13 protein-coding genes, 1 pseudogene and 1 riboswitch are annotated in these 14,614 nt (G+C 74.0%); of the genes and pseudogenes, 4 read left to right on the top strand and 10 right to left on the bottom strand.

The genetic code is table 11. From position 1 onward, the window contains the following. Nucleotides 1–105: 105 nt before the first annotated feature. Complete coding sequence (locus D7294_RS28035; RefSeq protein WP_120684602.1) at nt 106–873, bottom strand: TetR/AcrR family transcriptional regulator; 768 nt, start codon at nt 871–873, stop codon at nt 106–108. 91 nt (nt 874–964) lie between these two features. Here D7294_RS28035 and D7294_RS28030 point away from each other — a divergent pair, with 91 nt between their 5' ends. Both D7294_RS28030 and D7294_RS28025 read left to right on the top strand, forming a co-directional pair. Continuing rightward, on the top strand, nt 965–1,936 hold the full coding sequence (locus D7294_RS28030; protein ID WP_120684601.1) for an ATP-binding cassette domain-containing protein: 972 nt from the start codon (nt 965–967) through the stop codon (nt 1,934–1,936). A gap of 242 nt (nt 1,937–2,178) precedes the next feature. After that, nucleotides 2,179–3,009, top strand: coding sequence for an ABC transporter permease (locus tag D7294_RS28025; protein ID WP_120684600.1), 831 nt, complete (start codon nt 2,179–2,181; stop codon nt 3,007–3,009). Between the two features lie 89 nt (nt 3,010–3,098). On the opposite strand, the gene D7294_RS28020 is transcribed toward D7294_RS28025, so the two are convergent. From D7294_RS28020 to D7294_RS28005, 4 genes are all read right to left on the bottom strand, one after another. Continuing rightward, a complete protein-coding gene (locus D7294_RS28020) occupies nt 3,099–3,860 on the bottom strand; it encodes a M23 family metallopeptidase (RefSeq protein WP_120684599.1) in 762 nt (253 codons plus the stop codon). A 17-nt stretch (nt 3,861–3,877) separates the two neighbouring features. Continuing rightward, a riboswitch (cyclic di-AMP (ydaO/yuaA leader) is annotated at nt 3,878–4,062 on the bottom strand. Nucleotides 4,063–4,547: 485 nt separating this feature from the next. Beyond that, nucleotides 4,548–5,774 carry a dipeptidase gene (locus tag D7294_RS28015; protein ID WP_120684598.1) on the bottom strand — a complete coding sequence of 409 codons (1,227 nt, stop codon included), beginning with the start codon at nt 5,772–5,774 and terminating at the stop codon, nt 4,548–4,550. Then, nucleotides 5,771–6,331 carry a 5-(carboxyamino)imidazole ribonucleotide mutase gene (purE, locus tag D7294_RS28010; protein ID WP_120684597.1) on the bottom strand — a complete coding sequence of 187 codons (561 nt, stop codon included), beginning with the start codon at nt 6,329–6,331 and terminating at the stop codon, nt 5,771–5,773. Before purE ends, D7294_RS28015 begins: the two co-directional genes overlap by 4 nt. A gap of 62 nt (nt 6,332–6,393) precedes the next feature. After that, nucleotides 6,394–7,536, bottom strand: coding sequence for a 5-(carboxyamino)imidazole ribonucleotide synthase (locus D7294_RS28005; RefSeq protein ID WP_241562678.1), 1,143 nt, complete (start codon nt 7,534–7,536; stop codon nt 6,394–6,396). Between the two features lie 62 nt (nt 7,537–7,598). Here D7294_RS28005 and D7294_RS28000 point away from each other — a divergent pair, with 62 nt between their 5' ends. Beyond that, a complete protein-coding gene (locus D7294_RS28000; protein ID WP_120684596.1) occupies nt 7,599–8,087 on the top strand; it encodes a GtrA family protein in 489 nt (162 codons plus the stop codon). Nucleotides 8,088–8,376: 289 nt separating this feature from the next. On the opposite strand, the pseudogene D7294_RS27995 reads toward D7294_RS28000, so the two are convergent. From D7294_RS27995 to D7294_RS27980, 4 genes and pseudogenes are all read right to left on the bottom strand, one after another. Further along, a pseudogene (locus tag D7294_RS27995) lies at nt 8,377–9,615 on the bottom strand (ATP-binding protein); the annotation flags it as partial. A 12-nt stretch (nt 9,616–9,627) separates the two neighbouring features. Beyond that, nucleotides 9,628–10,305: a response regulator transcription factor gene (locus D7294_RS27990; protein ID WP_120684594.1), complete on the bottom strand. Its 678-nt coding sequence runs from the start codon at nt 10,303–10,305 to the stop codon at nt 9,628–9,630. Nucleotides 10,306–10,372: 67 nt separating this feature from the next. After that, nucleotides 10,373–10,891 carry an ATP-binding protein gene (locus D7294_RS27985; RefSeq protein ID WP_120684593.1) on the bottom strand — a complete coding sequence of 173 codons (519 nt, stop codon included), beginning with the start codon at nt 10,889–10,891 and terminating at the stop codon, nt 10,373–10,375. Between the two features lie 243 nt (nt 10,892–11,134). Next, nucleotides 11,135–11,515: an STAS domain-containing protein gene (locus D7294_RS27980; RefSeq protein ID WP_120684592.1), complete on the bottom strand. Its 381-nt coding sequence runs from the start codon at nt 11,513–11,515 to the stop codon at nt 11,135–11,137. Between the two features lie 520 nt (nt 11,516–12,035). Here D7294_RS27980 and D7294_RS27975 point away from each other — a divergent pair. Then, nucleotides 12,036–12,839 carry an RNA polymerase sigma factor SigF gene (locus tag D7294_RS27975; protein WP_120684642.1) on the top strand — a complete coding sequence of 268 codons (804 nt, stop codon included), beginning with the start codon at nt 12,036–12,038 and terminating at the stop codon, nt 12,837–12,839. Nucleotides 12,840–12,986: 147 nt separating this feature from the next. Here the strand turns inward: D7294_RS27975 and D7294_RS27970 are convergent, their stop codons facing one another. Beyond that, the gene (locus D7294_RS27970; protein ID WP_120684591.1) at nt 12,987–14,591 is read right to left on the bottom strand and encodes an MFS transporter; all 1,605 of its coding nucleotides are present in this window, start codon (nt 14,589–14,591) and stop codon (nt 12,987–12,989) included. Nucleotides 14,592–14,614: the final 23 nt, after the last annotated feature.

Genomic DNA, 14,614 nt, shown 5'->3' with positions numbered 1-14,614 from the left:
CATGGCCGGCCGGGAGTTGCGGCCGGTCAACGCCATCGGGCCCGGTGGGCGGCACGGGCGGCGCAACGGCCCGGCACCCCGGCCGAGGGCGGGGCGCGCGGCCGCTCAGCCCTTCTCGCGCTGGGCGATCAGGGCCGCGACGCCGTCGAGGAGGAAGGACAGGCCGTAGTCGAAGTCCTCCTCCGCGGTGGCGTGGCTGCGGGCGAAGACCTCCGACTCCACGACGCGGGTGAGGGCGGGGAAGCGCCCGGTGGCGGTCGCGCGTTCCAGCATGCGGTGGTAGACCTCGCCCCACTCCTCGTAGCTGACCCCGGTGCGGGCGACCGCGCGGTTCATCGAGACGATCTGGCGTGACTCGTTCATCGCGTAACCGCTGATCAGGATGAGGATGCCCAGCTTGTCGTCCTCGGTCAGCGGGGTGTCCGCCATGGCCCCGAGGGCGAGGTCCATCCACGCGAAGTTGTGCGGGCCCATCGGGGGGGTGCTGATGGGGATGTCCAGCATCCAGGAGCGTTCCACGAGCAGCTTCCGCATCTCGTGGGCGTAGGCGGTGAGCCTTCCGCGCCAGTCGGTGGGCCAGTCCGCCGCCATGGTGGGCTCCGGAGTCGCCATCTCGAACATGAGGTCGAGGAGATCCTCCTTGCTGGGGACGTAGCGGTACAGCGACATCACCGTCACGCCGAGCCGCCCGGCGACCTTGCGCATCGAGACGCCCGCGAGCCCCTCCTCGTCGGCGATCTCCACCCCGGCGGCCACCACCTCGTCCAGGCTCAGGCTGCCGCGGGGCCCCCTGGTGCCGCGCGGCCGGGTTCGCCACAGCAGATCCATCAGGTGGGCGGGGTCCCACTTCTCGCTGGCCTCTCCCGGCGGCATGCCTCTCCCTCACTCGGATTGACCACATCTTAAAACTGTGTATGGTGTACACGAAGTCTACAACGTACACGGTTTTCTGGGGCAGGGGACGATGACGGATCTCGCGATACGGGCCGAGGGGCTGCGCAAGCGGTACCGGGCCGGCAAGGGAAGCAAGCAGGCGCTCGACGGCCTCGACCTGAGCGTCCCGGCGGGCACGGTGCACGGGCTGCTCGGCCCGAACGGCGCGGGCAAGACCACCGCCGTGCGCGCGCTGGCCACGCTGCTGCGCTACGACGAGGGGCGCGCGGAGGTGTGTGGCTGGGACGTGGCGGCGCGGCCGGACGAGGTGCGGGCCAGGATCGGGCTGACCGGCCAGTACGCGGCGGTGGACGAGCAGTTGGGCGGCCGGCAGAACCTGGTGATGTTCGGGCGGCTGGCCAAGCTCGGGGCGCGCGCCGCCGCGCGCCGGGCGGACGAATTGCTGGCGCAGTTCGGGCTCACGGAGGCGGCCGGGCGCACCGCGGGGCAGTACTCGGGCGGCATGCGCCGCCGCCTCGACCTGGCGGCGAGCATGATCCGCAGGCCGCGGCTGCTGTTCTTGGACGAGCCGACCACGGGCCTCGACCCGCGCAGCCGCAACCAGGTCTGGGACGCGGTCCGTTCCCTGGTCGCCGCGGGCACCACCGTGCTGCTGACCACGCAGTACCTGGAGGAGGCGGACCAGCTGGCCGACCGGATCTCGGTGATCGACTCGGGGCGGGTGGTGGCCGAGGGGACCGCAGAGGAGCTGAAGGCGCGGATCGGCGGGGACCGGATCGAGGTGGTGGCCAGGCGCGCGGAGGAGCTGGACGCGGTGGCGGCGGTCGTCGCCCGGATCTGCGGCGTGACCCCGGAGACCGACCCGGTGGAGCGGCGGGTCGGCGCGGCGGTGGCCGACCGGGTCGCCGCCCTGACGGGGGTGGTCAGGGCGCTGCACGAGGCGGGGCTCGCCGTCGCGGACATCGGCATCAGGCAGCCCACGCTCGACGAGGCGTTCCTGCACCTCACCGGGCACGGCGCGGCGCGCGAGGCCGCGGCGTGAGCCCCCACGCCGACGCGGGCGGGGCGCGCGGCACCCGCGCGGCACCCGACGGAACGGCCGGCCCGGCACGCGCCGCGACGGCCGCCGGCGGCGCACCGCAGGCCACGCAGAACACACAGAACACGCACGCCATTCAGGCCACGCAGGCCATACAGGCCACGCAGGCGACGCAGGCGACGCAGATCACAGAGACCGGACGACGGACCACGCAGGCGACACGATCCTGGGAAGGGGCGGGGCAGATGAGCGACGCGGCGCAGGGGGCGGCGGAGCTGAGGGTGCGCAGAGGGCGCTGGGCGCTGACGGACGGCTGGGTGATGACCCGGCGCAACATGGCGCATCTCCTGCGCACGCCGGAGGAGATGGCCCTCTACTTCTCGCTGCCGATCATGTTCGTGCTGGTCTTCGGCTACGTCTTCGGCAACGGCATGTCCGTGCCCGAGGGCGGCGCGTACCGGGAGTTCCTGCTGCCGGGCGTCTTCGCCATGACGATGCTCTACGGCATGGGCGCCACGGGCACGGCGATCGCCATGGACGCCGGGCGCGGCGTGGTCGACAGGTTCCGGGCCATGCCGGTGGCGCGTTCCGCGCTGCTGACCGGCCGCAGTGCCGCGGACCTGCTGCGTGGGCTGCTCGAACTGGCCGTGCTGGTGGTCTGCGGGCTGCTGGTGGGCTGGGACTGGCACCGCGGGGTGGGCCGGGCGCTGCTGGCCCTCGCCCTGGTGCTGGCGCTGCGGGTGGCGATCACCTGGATCGGCATCTTCCTGGGCCTGGCCGTGCCGAACCCGGACACCGTGGGCACCATCGTCTTCCCGCTGGCCTTCCCGCTGACCGCGGTCTCCAACGTCTTCGTCTCGCCCGAGGTGATGCCGGGCTGGCTGGGCACCGTCGCCGAGTGGAACCCGCTGTCGGCGACGGTCGCGGCGATCAGGGAGCTCTTCGGCAACCCGGGGGTGGGCGGCGGCTCCTGGGCCACGGACCACGCGCTGCTGCTGGCCGTGGCCTGGCCGGTCGCGCTGACGGCGCTCTGCGCGCCGCTCGCCGTCCGCCGCTACCAGCGGCTGAGCCGCTGAGGGGCGGCGGGGGGCCGGCCGGGGGAAGGACCGGGGGTGACCCCCGCCGCGTGGCGGGGATCACCCCCGGCTGTGCCCTCCGCGGGGCGTCAGAGGGAGACGCCGTGCTCCCGCAGGTAGGCGATCGGGTCGATGTCGGACCCGTAGGAGGGGCCGGTGCGGATCTCGAAGTGCAGGTGCGGCCCGGTGGCGTTGCCGGTGGCGCCCGAGAGGCCGATCCGGTCGCCCGCCGAGACGGTCTGCCCGGCGCTCACGGAGATCGAGGAGAGGTGGGCGTACTGGCTGTAGTGGCCGTCCGCGTGCTTGATGATCACCTCGTTGCCGTAGGCGTTCACGGTGCCCGCGCTGACCACCTCGCCGTCGCCGACGGCCGAGACCGGGGTGCCGGTGCCGACCACGAAGTCGACGCCGGTGTGGTGGCCGGAGGACCACATCGAGCCCGCCACGCCGTAGCCGGTGCCGATGCCGGCCTGGACGGGGGCGACGAACGCGCCCTGGGCGGCGGTGGACGCGGCGTCCTCGGCGGCGGTCGGGGCGGCGTCCGCCGCGCCCTCGGCCTGGGCGCCGCCGAGCACCAGCTCCTGGCCGGGCCGGATGAGGGACGGGTCGGCGCCGACGGTGTCGCGGTTGGCCGCGTACAGGGCCTGCCAGCCGCCGTCCACGTCCTGCTCGGCGGCTATCCGGTAGAGGCTGTCGCCGCTCTGCACGGTGTAGGTCGCGGGGGCGGACGCGTCCGCGGCTCCCGCGGCGACGAGCGGCAGGGCCACGCCGGCGCCGCCGGCGGTCAGGGCAAGGGAGATGCGCGAGATGCGCCGGGCGCGCGGCCGGCGGTGACGACCGTGTGCGGACATACGTCCGGACATAGGGGTGCTCCTCTCCGACGCCTGCGAGGTGAGCTGTCGGGTTCGGGCCGGAGTTGCCCGGCCGCCGCCGCAACCCGGGCGCGCGGGCGCCCGGTTCGGCGGTGGCTTCACCCCAAGCCGGAACGGGTGCTTCGGTCCGGCGGAAAGGTGGGTCCCCCGCTCCTGTCACGCGGTAAGGCGGCTTTTCCGCGACCGGTGACAGGATTCGGCGTCCGGAGGCGGGCGACCGCGGAATGCGGCGCGCGCAGCACCGTAAACCGGGGAATTCGCGGGAGACAAACACCGGCCCCGCACGGGCGGCTGCCACCCCCGTGATCAGCGGCAACGCGCGGCGCTTTTCGTCACCGAGCGTTTTCCCCGGCGCGCTTTCGGCAATGTGAGAATTCCCACCCGGCGCCGCAACGCCCTTGAATGGGCGCGCACTTGAGAGGGGCCGGAAAAACGCCGGGAATCCGCCGCGGTCACCGGCTGCAAGGCCGCGTGAGGTCCGTCACGACCGCCCGCGCCACAACGCCCATCCCCGGCGAATCGCCCGAATTCGCCCGCCGTGTCGAGGGTCGAGGGCGGGGCCGGGGCACGGGCCGCGGCACCCGGAGCGGAGCCGATGGCCCCGGGGCCGCAGCCCACGGCCTGCCCCGCGGCTCGCCGCGGACGCGGACCGGGAGCTGCGGCCGCTCAGCCGTCGAGTTGCCCGATGGTGGCCAGGGAGGGCCCGCGGCGGGCGGAGAGGTCGCGGGCGACCGCCTCGGCGTCCCGCAGCACGCGCACCGCGTTCTGCCAGGTCAGCTTCGCCAGGTCCGCCTTCGACCAGCCGCGGTCGAGGAGTTCGGCGATCAGGTTCGGGTAGCCGGCGACGCTCTCCAGGCCGTCCGGCAGGTAGGCGGTGCCGTCGAAGTCCCCGCCGATCCCCAGGTGGTCCACGCCCGCCACCTCGCGCATGTGGTCGAGGTGGTCGGCGACGGTGGCCACCGTGGCGCGCGGCCGCGGGTGCTCGGCCTCGAACGCCCGCAGCACGCGCATCGCGGGCTCGGTGTGGTCGAGCGGGGCGAAGCCGTGCGCCCGCAGCTCGGCCGCGGCCCGCTGGAACCACTCGCCCGCGGCGGCCAGGACGAACTGCGGGACGAAGGTGACCATCGCCACCCCGCCGTTGGCCGGGAGGGCGGCGAGCACGTCGTCCGGGATGTTGCGCGGGTGGTCGTTCACCGCGCGCGCCGAGGAGTGCGAGAACAGCACCGGCGCCTCGGTCACCCGCAGCGCGTCCCGCATGGTCGCGGGCGCGACGTGCGAGAGGTCGACGAGCATCCCGATCCGGTTCATCTCCCTGACCACCTCCTCGCCGAACGCGGTCAGCCCGTCGTGCCGCGGCTCGCCGGTCGCCGAGTCGGCCCAGTCGATGGTGTCGTTGTGGGTGAGCGTCAGGTACCGGACGCCGAGCCGGTGGAAGGACCGCAGGGTGCCCAGGGAGTTGTTGATGGAGTGGCCGCCCTCGGCGCCCATCAGGGAGGCGATCCGGCCCTCCGCCCTGGCCGCCTCCATGTCGTCGGCGGTCAGCGCGCGCCGCAGGTCGCGCGGGTAGCGGGCGAGGAGCGCGGCGACCGCGTCGATCTGCTCCAGGCAGGCGCTGACGGCGTCCTCGCCGGTGTGCGCGGTGCTGACGTACACGGACCAGAACTGCGCGCCGACGCCCCCGGCCCGCAGCCGGGGCAGGTCCGTGTGCAGGCGGTCGCTCTGGTCGAGGGCGATGTCGCACCGGTCGAGGTCGTAGCCGACCTGCTTGCGCAGCGCCCAGGGCAGGTCGTTGTGCCCGTCGGCCACGGGGTAGCGGGTCAGGAGCTGGTTGGCCTCGGCGAGGGTGGCCGGGTCGTGCCCGGCGTGCGGACCCGGCAGCGGCGCGCCGCTCATGCGGCACCCCCTTCCAGGCCGGCCCGCAGGCGCCGCCCCTTCTCGGCGGCCTGGTCCCGCAGCCTGCCCTGGAAGTCCCGCATGGCGGCGAGCAGTTCGGGGTCGTGGGCGGCGAGGATGCGCACGGCGAGCAGCCCGGCGTTGCGGGCGCCGCCGACGGAGACGGTGGCGACGGGGACGCCGGCGGGCATCTGCACGATGGAGAGCAGGGAGTCCAGCCCGTCCAGGTGCCTCAGCGGCACCGGCACGCCGATCACCGGCAGCGGGGTGACCGCGGCGAGCATCCCCGGCAGGTGCGCGGCGCCCCCGGCGCCCGCGATGATCACCTTCAGTCCGCGGTCCGCGGCCCGCTCGCCGTAGGCGATCATCTCCTGCGGCATCCGGTGCGCCGAGACCACGTCGGCCTCGTAGGGCACGCCGAACTCCCCCAGCGCCTCGGCGGCCCCCTTCAGCACGGGCCAGTCGGAGTCGGAGCCCATCACGACGCCGACCCGTGGCGCGGCCGGCGGCGGCGCGTCCTGGGCCCGGCCCCCGGGCGTCTCCTGCGTGTCGGTCATGCCTCGCCCATCCCTCGTTCGTCGTCCGTCGTGCCGCCGCCGCGGGGGCGGCGCCGCGGCGGTCACTCGTCGATGACGCCGCGCAGGTAGTCGGCCGCGTGCCTGGCGCGTTCCCGCACCTCCGCCAGGTCCTCGCCATAGGTCGTGACGTGGCCGACCTTGCGCCCCGGCTTCACGTCCTTCGCATACATGTGGATCTTGAGCTGCGGGTCCCTGGCCATGCAGTGCAGGTACGCCGGGTACATGTCGGGGAAGTCGCCGCCGAGGACGTTGGCCATCACGGTCCACGGGGCGCGCGGCCGCGGGTCGCCGAGCGGCAGGTCGAGCACGGCCCTGAGGTGGTTGGCGAACTGGGAGGTGACCGCCCCGTCCTGCGTCCAGTGGCCCGAGTTGTGCGGGCGCATGGCCAGCTCGTTGACCAGCACCCGGCCGTCCCTGGTCTCGAAGAGCTCCACCGCGAGGTGCCCGACGACGTCCAGCTCCTTGGCGACGCGCAGGGCCAGCTCCTGGGCGGCGAGCGCGAGTTCGGGCGCGAGTCCGGGGGCGGGCGCGATCACGGTGTCGCAGACGCCCGCGACCTGCACGGACTCCACCACCGGGTAGGCGACGGCCTGCCCGTGCGGGGAGCGCACCACGTTGGCCGCCAGCTCCCGCGCGAAGTCGACCTTCTCCTCGGCCAGCACCGGCACCCCGGCCTTGAAGGGCTCCGCGGCCTCGGCGGCCGAGCCCACCACCCACACGCCCTTGCCGTCGTAGCCGCCGCGCACCGTCTTCAGCACGACGGGAAAGCCGCCGGCCTCCCGGGTGGCGAAGCGCTCCACGTCGGCCGGGTCGGCGACCAGGCGGTGCCGCGGGCAGGGCACGCCGAGCTCGGTCAGCCTGGCCCGCATGCGGCCCTTGTCCTGGGCGTACACCAGGGCGTGCGGGCCCGGCCGCACGGTGAGGCCCTCCTCCTGGAGCGTCAGCAGGTGTCCGGTCGGCACATGCTCGTGATCGAAGGTGATCACATCGCAGCCACGGGCGAACGCACGCAGCGTGTCCAGATCGCGGTAGTCGCCCACCACGACCTCGTTCACGACCTTGGCCGCGGAGTCCTGCGGGGTGTCGCTGAGCAGCCTGAACCCGATGCCGAGGGGAATGCCCGCCTCGTGCGTCATGCGGGCCAGCTGCCCGCCGCCTACCATGCCGACCACCGGAAATGTCACACACCCAGCGTATCCGCCGGGGCCCGGGAGCCCGCTCCGGGTGCGGTGGCTACGATGGCGGGATGAGCGAAGGGCTCACGCTCCGCGACCGCCTGCGCGGGATCGCCCGGGAGGCCGCGAAGTTCGGCACCGTGGGCGCGCTCGGGTTCCTGGTCAACGTCGCCGTGTTCAACCTGTGCCGGCAGTCCGCGGGTCTGGCGCCGGTGCGCTCCGGCGTGCTCGCCACCTCGGCCGCGATCTGCGCGAACTACCTGGGCAACCGGTACTGGACCTACCGGCACCGGGACAAGACCGGCAGGCGGCGCGAGGCGAGCCTGTTCCTGCTGTTCTCCGGCGTGGGCATGGTGATCGAGAACGGGCTGCTCGCGCTGTCCCACTACGGCCTCGGCTTCACCTCCCCGCTCGCGGACAACCTGGCGAAGAACGTGGTGGGCCTCGGCCTCGGCTCCCTCTTCCGCTTCTGGTCCTACCGCACCTGGGTCTTCAGGAGCGCCCCGCCCGCGCCCCCGGCCGGGGAGCCGGCCGAGGCCCGCGCCGCCTCCCTGCGCTGATCGCCTCCCGCGCCTGGCCCCGCGCCGCCCCCGGGCCGGGCCGCCCGGCCGTTCAGTGACCGCGGTCCCGGCCCCGGCCCGTGGCCGCGCCGCCCTCCTGCCCGCCGCCCGCCCGGGGCCCGCCCCCGCCCGCCCCGCCGTCCCCGGCCCCGTCGGCCCGATCGACCCGGTCGCCGTCCCGTGCCTTCCCCTTCCGGTCCCCCGGGCCGTTCCCCTCCCGGCCGCGCTCCCGGCCGTCCGGCTCCCGGCCGGCCGGCTCCGTTCCGGCGTGTGCCTGGGCGTCCTCGCAGCTCTCCTCCCGCTCGCGGGTGAGGAAGAGCGCGAAGACGGGCGGCCGCTGCTGGAGCAGTTCCAGCCGCCCGCCGTCGGCCTCGGCGAGGTCCCGGGCCACCGCGAGGCCGAGCCCCGTGGAGTTGCGGCCGCTCACGGTGCGCTCGAAGACCCGCGAGCCGAGTTCGGACGGCACCCCAGGGCCGTTGTCCGTCACCTCGACGACGACCTGGTTGCCCGCGACCCTGGTGCGCAGCGCGACCGTGCCCGCGCCGTGCATGAGGGAGTTCTCGACCAGGCAGGCGAGCACCTGGGAGACGGCGCCCGGGGTGCCGACCGCCCGCAGCCCCGCCTTGCCCGAGTGCACGACCGCGCGTCCGGCGCTGCGGTAGGCCGGGCGCCACTCCTCCACCTGCTGGACGACGATCTCGTCGAGGTCGAAGCTGACCGCGGAGCCGAGGCGCGGGTCCCGGGAGTTGGTCAGCAGCCGCTGCACGACGTCGGTGAGCCGCTCCACCTGGGCCAGGGCGATCGTCGCCTCCTCCTGGACGGTGTCCCGGTCCTCGGTGGCGATGATCTCCTCAAGGCGCATCGAGAGCGCGGTCAGCGGGGTGCGCAGCTGGTGCGAGGCGTCCGCGGCCAGCCGCCGCTCGGCGGTGAGCATCCGGCCGATCCGCTCGGCGCTCGCGTCCAGCACGTCCGCCACCCGGTCCAGCTCGGGCACCCCGTAGCGGCGGTGGCGCGGGCGGGTGTCGCCCGAGCCCAGGCGTTCCGCGGTCTCGGCCAGGTCGGTCAGCGGCGCGGCCACCCGCCGCGCCTGCCGGACGGCGAGCAGCAGGGCGGCGGCCACGGCCAGCAGGGAGACCAGCAGGATGATGCTGATCATGCGGCCGATCTCGTCGTTGACGATGCTGTCGGACTGGGAGACGCGGACCGTCTCGCCGTGCACCCCCCGCTGCCGGGAGGAGATCACCCCGCCCGAGGGCCGGTCCCCGAGCAGCACCGGCCGCTCGCCGGGCAGCCTGATCTCCACGAAGCGGTCCGAGGGGGCCGAGGCGTGCAGGGACTCCTCGGTGACCGGCTCGCCGTTCGCCATCCGGCTCTCCACGTCGCTCAGCAGCCGCGCCGCCTCCGACTGCAGCTGGTCGCGGGCGGTCGACTCGATGGAGCGCGCCTCGACGACGAAGAGGGAGACGCCGAAGACCGCGATGACGACGAGGACGACGGCGAGCGTGGAGTTGATCAGGCGGCGGCGCACGGCGGGGGCCCGTCAGCTCTTCTCGAAGCGGAATCCCACTCCCCGGACCGTGGCGATGTAGCGGGGGTTGGCGGCGTCGTCGCCGAGCTTCTTCCGCAGCCAGGAGATGTGCATGTCCAGCGTCTTGGTGGAGGACCACCAGGTGGTGTCCCACACCTCCCGCATCAGCTGCTCGCGGGTGACGACCCGGCCCGCGTCGCGCACCAGCACGCGCAGCAGGTCGAACTCCTTTGCCGTCAGGTGCAGTTCCTCGTCGCCCATCCAGGCGCGGTGGGACTCCACGTCGATCCTGATCCCGTGCACCGCGGGCGCGGGCGCCGTCTCCGCGCTGCCCCGGCGCAGCAGGGCGCGCACCCTGGCGAGCAGCTCCGCCAGCCGGAAGGGCTTGGTCACGTAGTCGTCGGCGCCGGCGTCCAGGCCGACGACGGTGTCCACCTCGTCGGCCCTGGCGGTCAGCACGAGCACCGGCAGGCTCAGCCCCTCGGTCCGCAGCCTGCGGCAGACCTCGAGGCCGTCCATCCCGGGCAGCCCCAGATCGAGCACCACCAGGTCGATGTCCCCGCGCAGACCGGTGCGCAGCGCTCCGGGCCCGTCCTCGCGCACCTCCACCTCGTATCCCTCGCGGCGCAGGGCTCGCGCCAGCGGCTCCGAGATGGAGGCATCGTCCTCTGCGAGCAGTACTCGGGTCATGGCCCGATGGTAGACGCACGGGGGTGGGCCGCCGGGACCCGCCAGGGAGCCGACCGTTCACTTCCGGCTACAGAACGCCATCTCCCCAGGCGGGTGGTGCGGCCACCTCGGCCCACACGACCTTGGCCCCGGAGGCGGGCGGCGCGCCCGGCGCGGGGCTCTCGTGCACCACGCCCCAGTCCAGGCACAGGCGCTGGACGATGTACATGCCGTGGCCGCCGGGGCGGCCGGCGCGGCGGGTGGTGCGCAGGGCCGGGTCGCCGGGGCCGCGGTCCACCACCTCCACGCGCAGGAGCTTGGGGCCGCAGCCGATGCGCAGTTCCTCCGGGCCGCCCGCGTGCAGGCAGGCGTTGGTGACCAGTTCCGAGACGACGAGCAGGGCGTCCTCCGCGGTGGCGCGCTGTTCCTCGGTGGCCGCGGGGAGCCAGCCCCAGTCGTGGAGGGCGACGCGGGTGAACTCACGTGCCTTGACGACCACGCCCGCCGCGCCCGCCAGCCGGAGCCTGCGGACCTGACGCACGGGGTCGGCCGGGCTCGGCTCGGGGTCGAAGTCACCGCTCGCCGGGAACGAACGCGTCGTGGCCATGCGCACGCCTCCCCTCACCGCATCAACCGCGCCGCAGAAACGGCTGCTCAATCTCGGACGCCTTCCGGAGTGGGTGGTCTCCTGCCCCGTGGGGCACAGGCCACACCGGCGCCTTGCCGAGCAATAGTGTGACTCGCGCGACCCGCCGCCGCCAGCAGGTACCTTCGCGTGTTCGATCCGCGAGGCCGGTGGCGGCTTACGGTCCGCGAGGCCGCCGCCGGTTCGCCCCTCCGGTGCGCGCTCTCAGTCCGTCGGCAGCGCGGCGAGGGCGTCCTCGACGCGGTCGTGCAGCACGAAGACGGCGGCCGCACCGGTGATCTCCAGGACCCGGGCGACGTTGGGCAGCATGTCGGCCAAATGCATCTCGCCCCCGGCGGCCTCCAGCTCGAGGCGCGTGGTGAGAAGCACGTTGAGACCGGTCGAGTCGCAGAACTCGAGCGCGGAACAGTCGACAACGATCCGGTTACAGCCTTCCGCGATGCAGGCGTCGAGCGATTCGCGGAGTTTTTCGGCGGAGTGGTGATCGAGTTCGCCGCCCGGCGCGACCACCGCGCTGGAGCCCACACGCCGCACGTCGACCGTCAACTGGCGCCGGTCGGAACCATCCGGCATCCCGCGGCCCATGCAGCCCCCTTCTGTTCGGAGCGCCATTCCGGCAAGGTCTGGCTAGGTTCGAAACCTTAGCCCGTGCCGGGCCTGCCCAACAGCCGCACTGTTCGGACATAACGGACCTTTCGGGCGGAGCAGACTTGCCTTTCGCGTCCGTGGGCAGGTAGGCGTAGAGGAGACCGGAAACCACTCATGCCGGAAGGGAGGCGCCCGCACCCAACGCACGCCATGGCTTCGGCAGCCATACGCCGAGAGACTTCGGAGGACACATATGTCACCCGCACCTGGAAATTTCCAGGCATACAGCACACATACGCGCGATATTGATTTTCCGCACAGACTCGACGATGCCGACGAAATCGGCGAATCCATCGGAAATCTTCGCGAAAACGGCATTTTCGACGGTGCCGTCGGAACGGGCGACAGTGGAGAGACCTCCCCGCCCGTGGAGGGCCACCGGGTCGCCCACGGCAGCGGCGACGCACCGAACGCCCCGCAGGCCCCCGCCCCCTGGGCCGAGCCGGCCGGGGACCCCCTGGCCGCGCTCCCCGAGATCCCGCCCTTCGACGAGGTGGCGCCGCTGGACGCTCGCGCCCTGTCCAAGAGCCTCTTCGCCCGGCTGCGGGTTCTGGAGGAGGGCACCCACGAGTACGCGTACGTACGCAACACCCTGGTCGAGCTGAACCTCGCCCTGGTCAAATTCGCCGCCTCCCGCTTCAGGTCGCGCAGCGAGCCGATGGAGGACATCGTCCAGGTCGGCACCATCGGCCTGATCAAGGCGATCGACCGGTTCGACGCCGAGCGGGGCGTGGAGTTCCCCACCTTCGCCATGCCGACGATCATCGGCGAGATCAAGCGCTTCTTCCGGGACACCTCCTGGTCGGTGCGCGTGCCGCGGCGGCTTCAGGAGCTGCGGCTCGACCTGGCCAAGGCGGGCGACGAGCTGGCGCAGCAGCTGGACCGCGCGCCGACCGTCGCGGAGCTGGCCGAGCGGCTCAGGATCAGCCAGGAAGAGGTCATCGAGGGCATGACGGCCTCGAACGCGTACACCGCCAGCTCCCTCGACGCGCAGCCCGAGGAGGACGAGGGGGAGGGCGCCCTCGCGGACCGCATCGGCTACGAGGACCACGGCCTGGAGGGCATCGAGTACATCGAGTCGCTCAAGCCGCTCATCGCGGACCTCTCGCCGCGCGACCGCCAGATCCTCTCGCTGCGTTTCGTGGGCAACATGACCCAGTCGGAGATCGGCGAGGAGCTGGGCATCTCGCAGATGCACGTCTCCCGGCTGCTCGCGCGCACACTCGGCAGACTGCGGCGCGGCCTGCTGGCCGAGGACTGACCTGCCCGGGCCGACCGCGGTCTTGCAGGGGCGCGCCGAGGCGCCCCGCACGGGCGAGCGGGCGCCGGACCCCCGGGTCCGGCGCCGCCCCCCATCGCGCGCGCGAAGCGCTCGACCCGCGGACGGTGCTCAACTCGCGGATGGTGCTCAACTCGCCGAGAGGGCCGCCTTGATGGCGCGTTCGCCGAGGTGGCGGCGCATGTAGCGGGCCAGCCCCAGCACCAGGACCACCGCGAGGACGAACGGCGCCCGCAGCCCCGCCTCACGCCCCCACAGCGCCTCGACGGCGCTCACCAGCGCGCCGCCTGCCGCCATGCCCAGCGGCATCGATCCCCAGCCGAGCAGCCGGTAGACGCTGTTCACCCGGCCCAGCAGCCGGTCGGGCACGAGGGACTGCCGCAGCGAGACCGTGGTCACGTTCCACACGACGATGCCGAAGCCCATCGCCACGCTGCCGAGGCCGATCACGAAGGCGTTCGAGGCGAGCGCGGTCGTGGCGTTGGCGGCCACCTCCAGCGCCAGCAGCAGGAACAGCGAGCGCGAGGTGCCGATCCTGGCCGCGAGCAGCCCGCCGAGCAGCCCGCCGATGCCGGTCACCGAGGTGAGCACCGCGAAGCCGACCGGGCCGAGCCCCAGCACCTCCTGGGCGTAGAGGACGTAGATCGACTCGGTCGCGGCGCCGACCAGGTTCATCACGGCGAGCGAGACGGCCAGCGGGCGCACCAGCGGGTGCCGCCACAGCCAGCGCACCCCCTCGCGGATCTCGGCCCGCATCGAACGCGCCGCCCCCGCCGCGGGAACGCTCCCCGCCGCCGCGCCCGGCTCGTCCGCCGTACGCGGCTCGTCCTTGGCACCCGGCTCGTCCGTCGCGGCCGGGGGAGCGGGCTGCGTGGGGGCGTCGGGGCGGGCGCGGAAGCTGCCGCGCAGGGTCAGCAGCAGCACGAGGGAGACCGCGGCCGCCGAGGCGTCGAAGGCGAAGGGCGCGGCCACCGCCAGGGCGATCAGCGCCCCGCCCAGCGGGCGGGCCAGGAAGCTGTCCGCGACGATCTGGGCCGACATCAGGCGGCCGTTGGCGGCGGCCAGCCGCCGCCGGTCCACGACGGAGGGCAGCAGCACCTGCGAGGTGTTGTCGAACATCACCTCCGCGAAGCCGAGGACCAGGGCACAGCAGTACAGCAGCGGCAGGCTCATGGCGTCCCAGGCCACCAGGAGGGCGACCACGCCCACGATCACGGCCCGGGCGGCGCTCATCGCGAGCAGCACCCGGCGGCGGTCGAGGCGGTCGGCGAGCGCCCCGGCGGGCAGGCTGAACAGCAGCCAGGGCAGCCGCACCGCCACGCCGTTGAGCGCGATGAGCACCGGGTTCTGGGTCAGGGTGGTGGCCAGCCAGGGGAAGGCGATGGCGGAGGCGCCCTGCCCGAGGTTGGAGACGGTGCTGGCCGTCCACAGCTTGTGGAAACGGCTCCCGAGGCCGCGCGGCGCGGCCTCCTCCGGGCCGGGCTCCGCAAGGCCGGACGCGGGCAGGCCGGGTCCCGGAAGGCCGGCGTCCCCCGCCCCGCCGTCGCCTGGCCCGGCGTTCGCGGGGGCGGCGTTCGCGGGGGCGGCGGGCGGGAGTGGGGCCCGCAGGGGGGTGGATTTCCCGGGGGCGGCGTCCCCGAGGCCCGTTCCGGCCTTCGCCGCCGGCTCCCCGGCGCCCGCGCCGGTCTCCGCGCCGGTCCCGGCGCCGGCGCGTTTCTCGCTGTGCTCGGCCATCAGGCCACCCCGTTCCTCGCTCT

Source organism: Streptomyces hoynatensis (genome assembly GCF_003626535.1).
Classification (GTDB): Bacteria; Actinomycetota; Actinomycetes; order Streptomycetales; family Streptomycetaceae; genus Streptomyces; species Streptomyces hoynatensis.
Note: the sequence above shows the minus strand (reverse complement) of the source record. Positions and strands in the feature narration are given on the sequence as shown.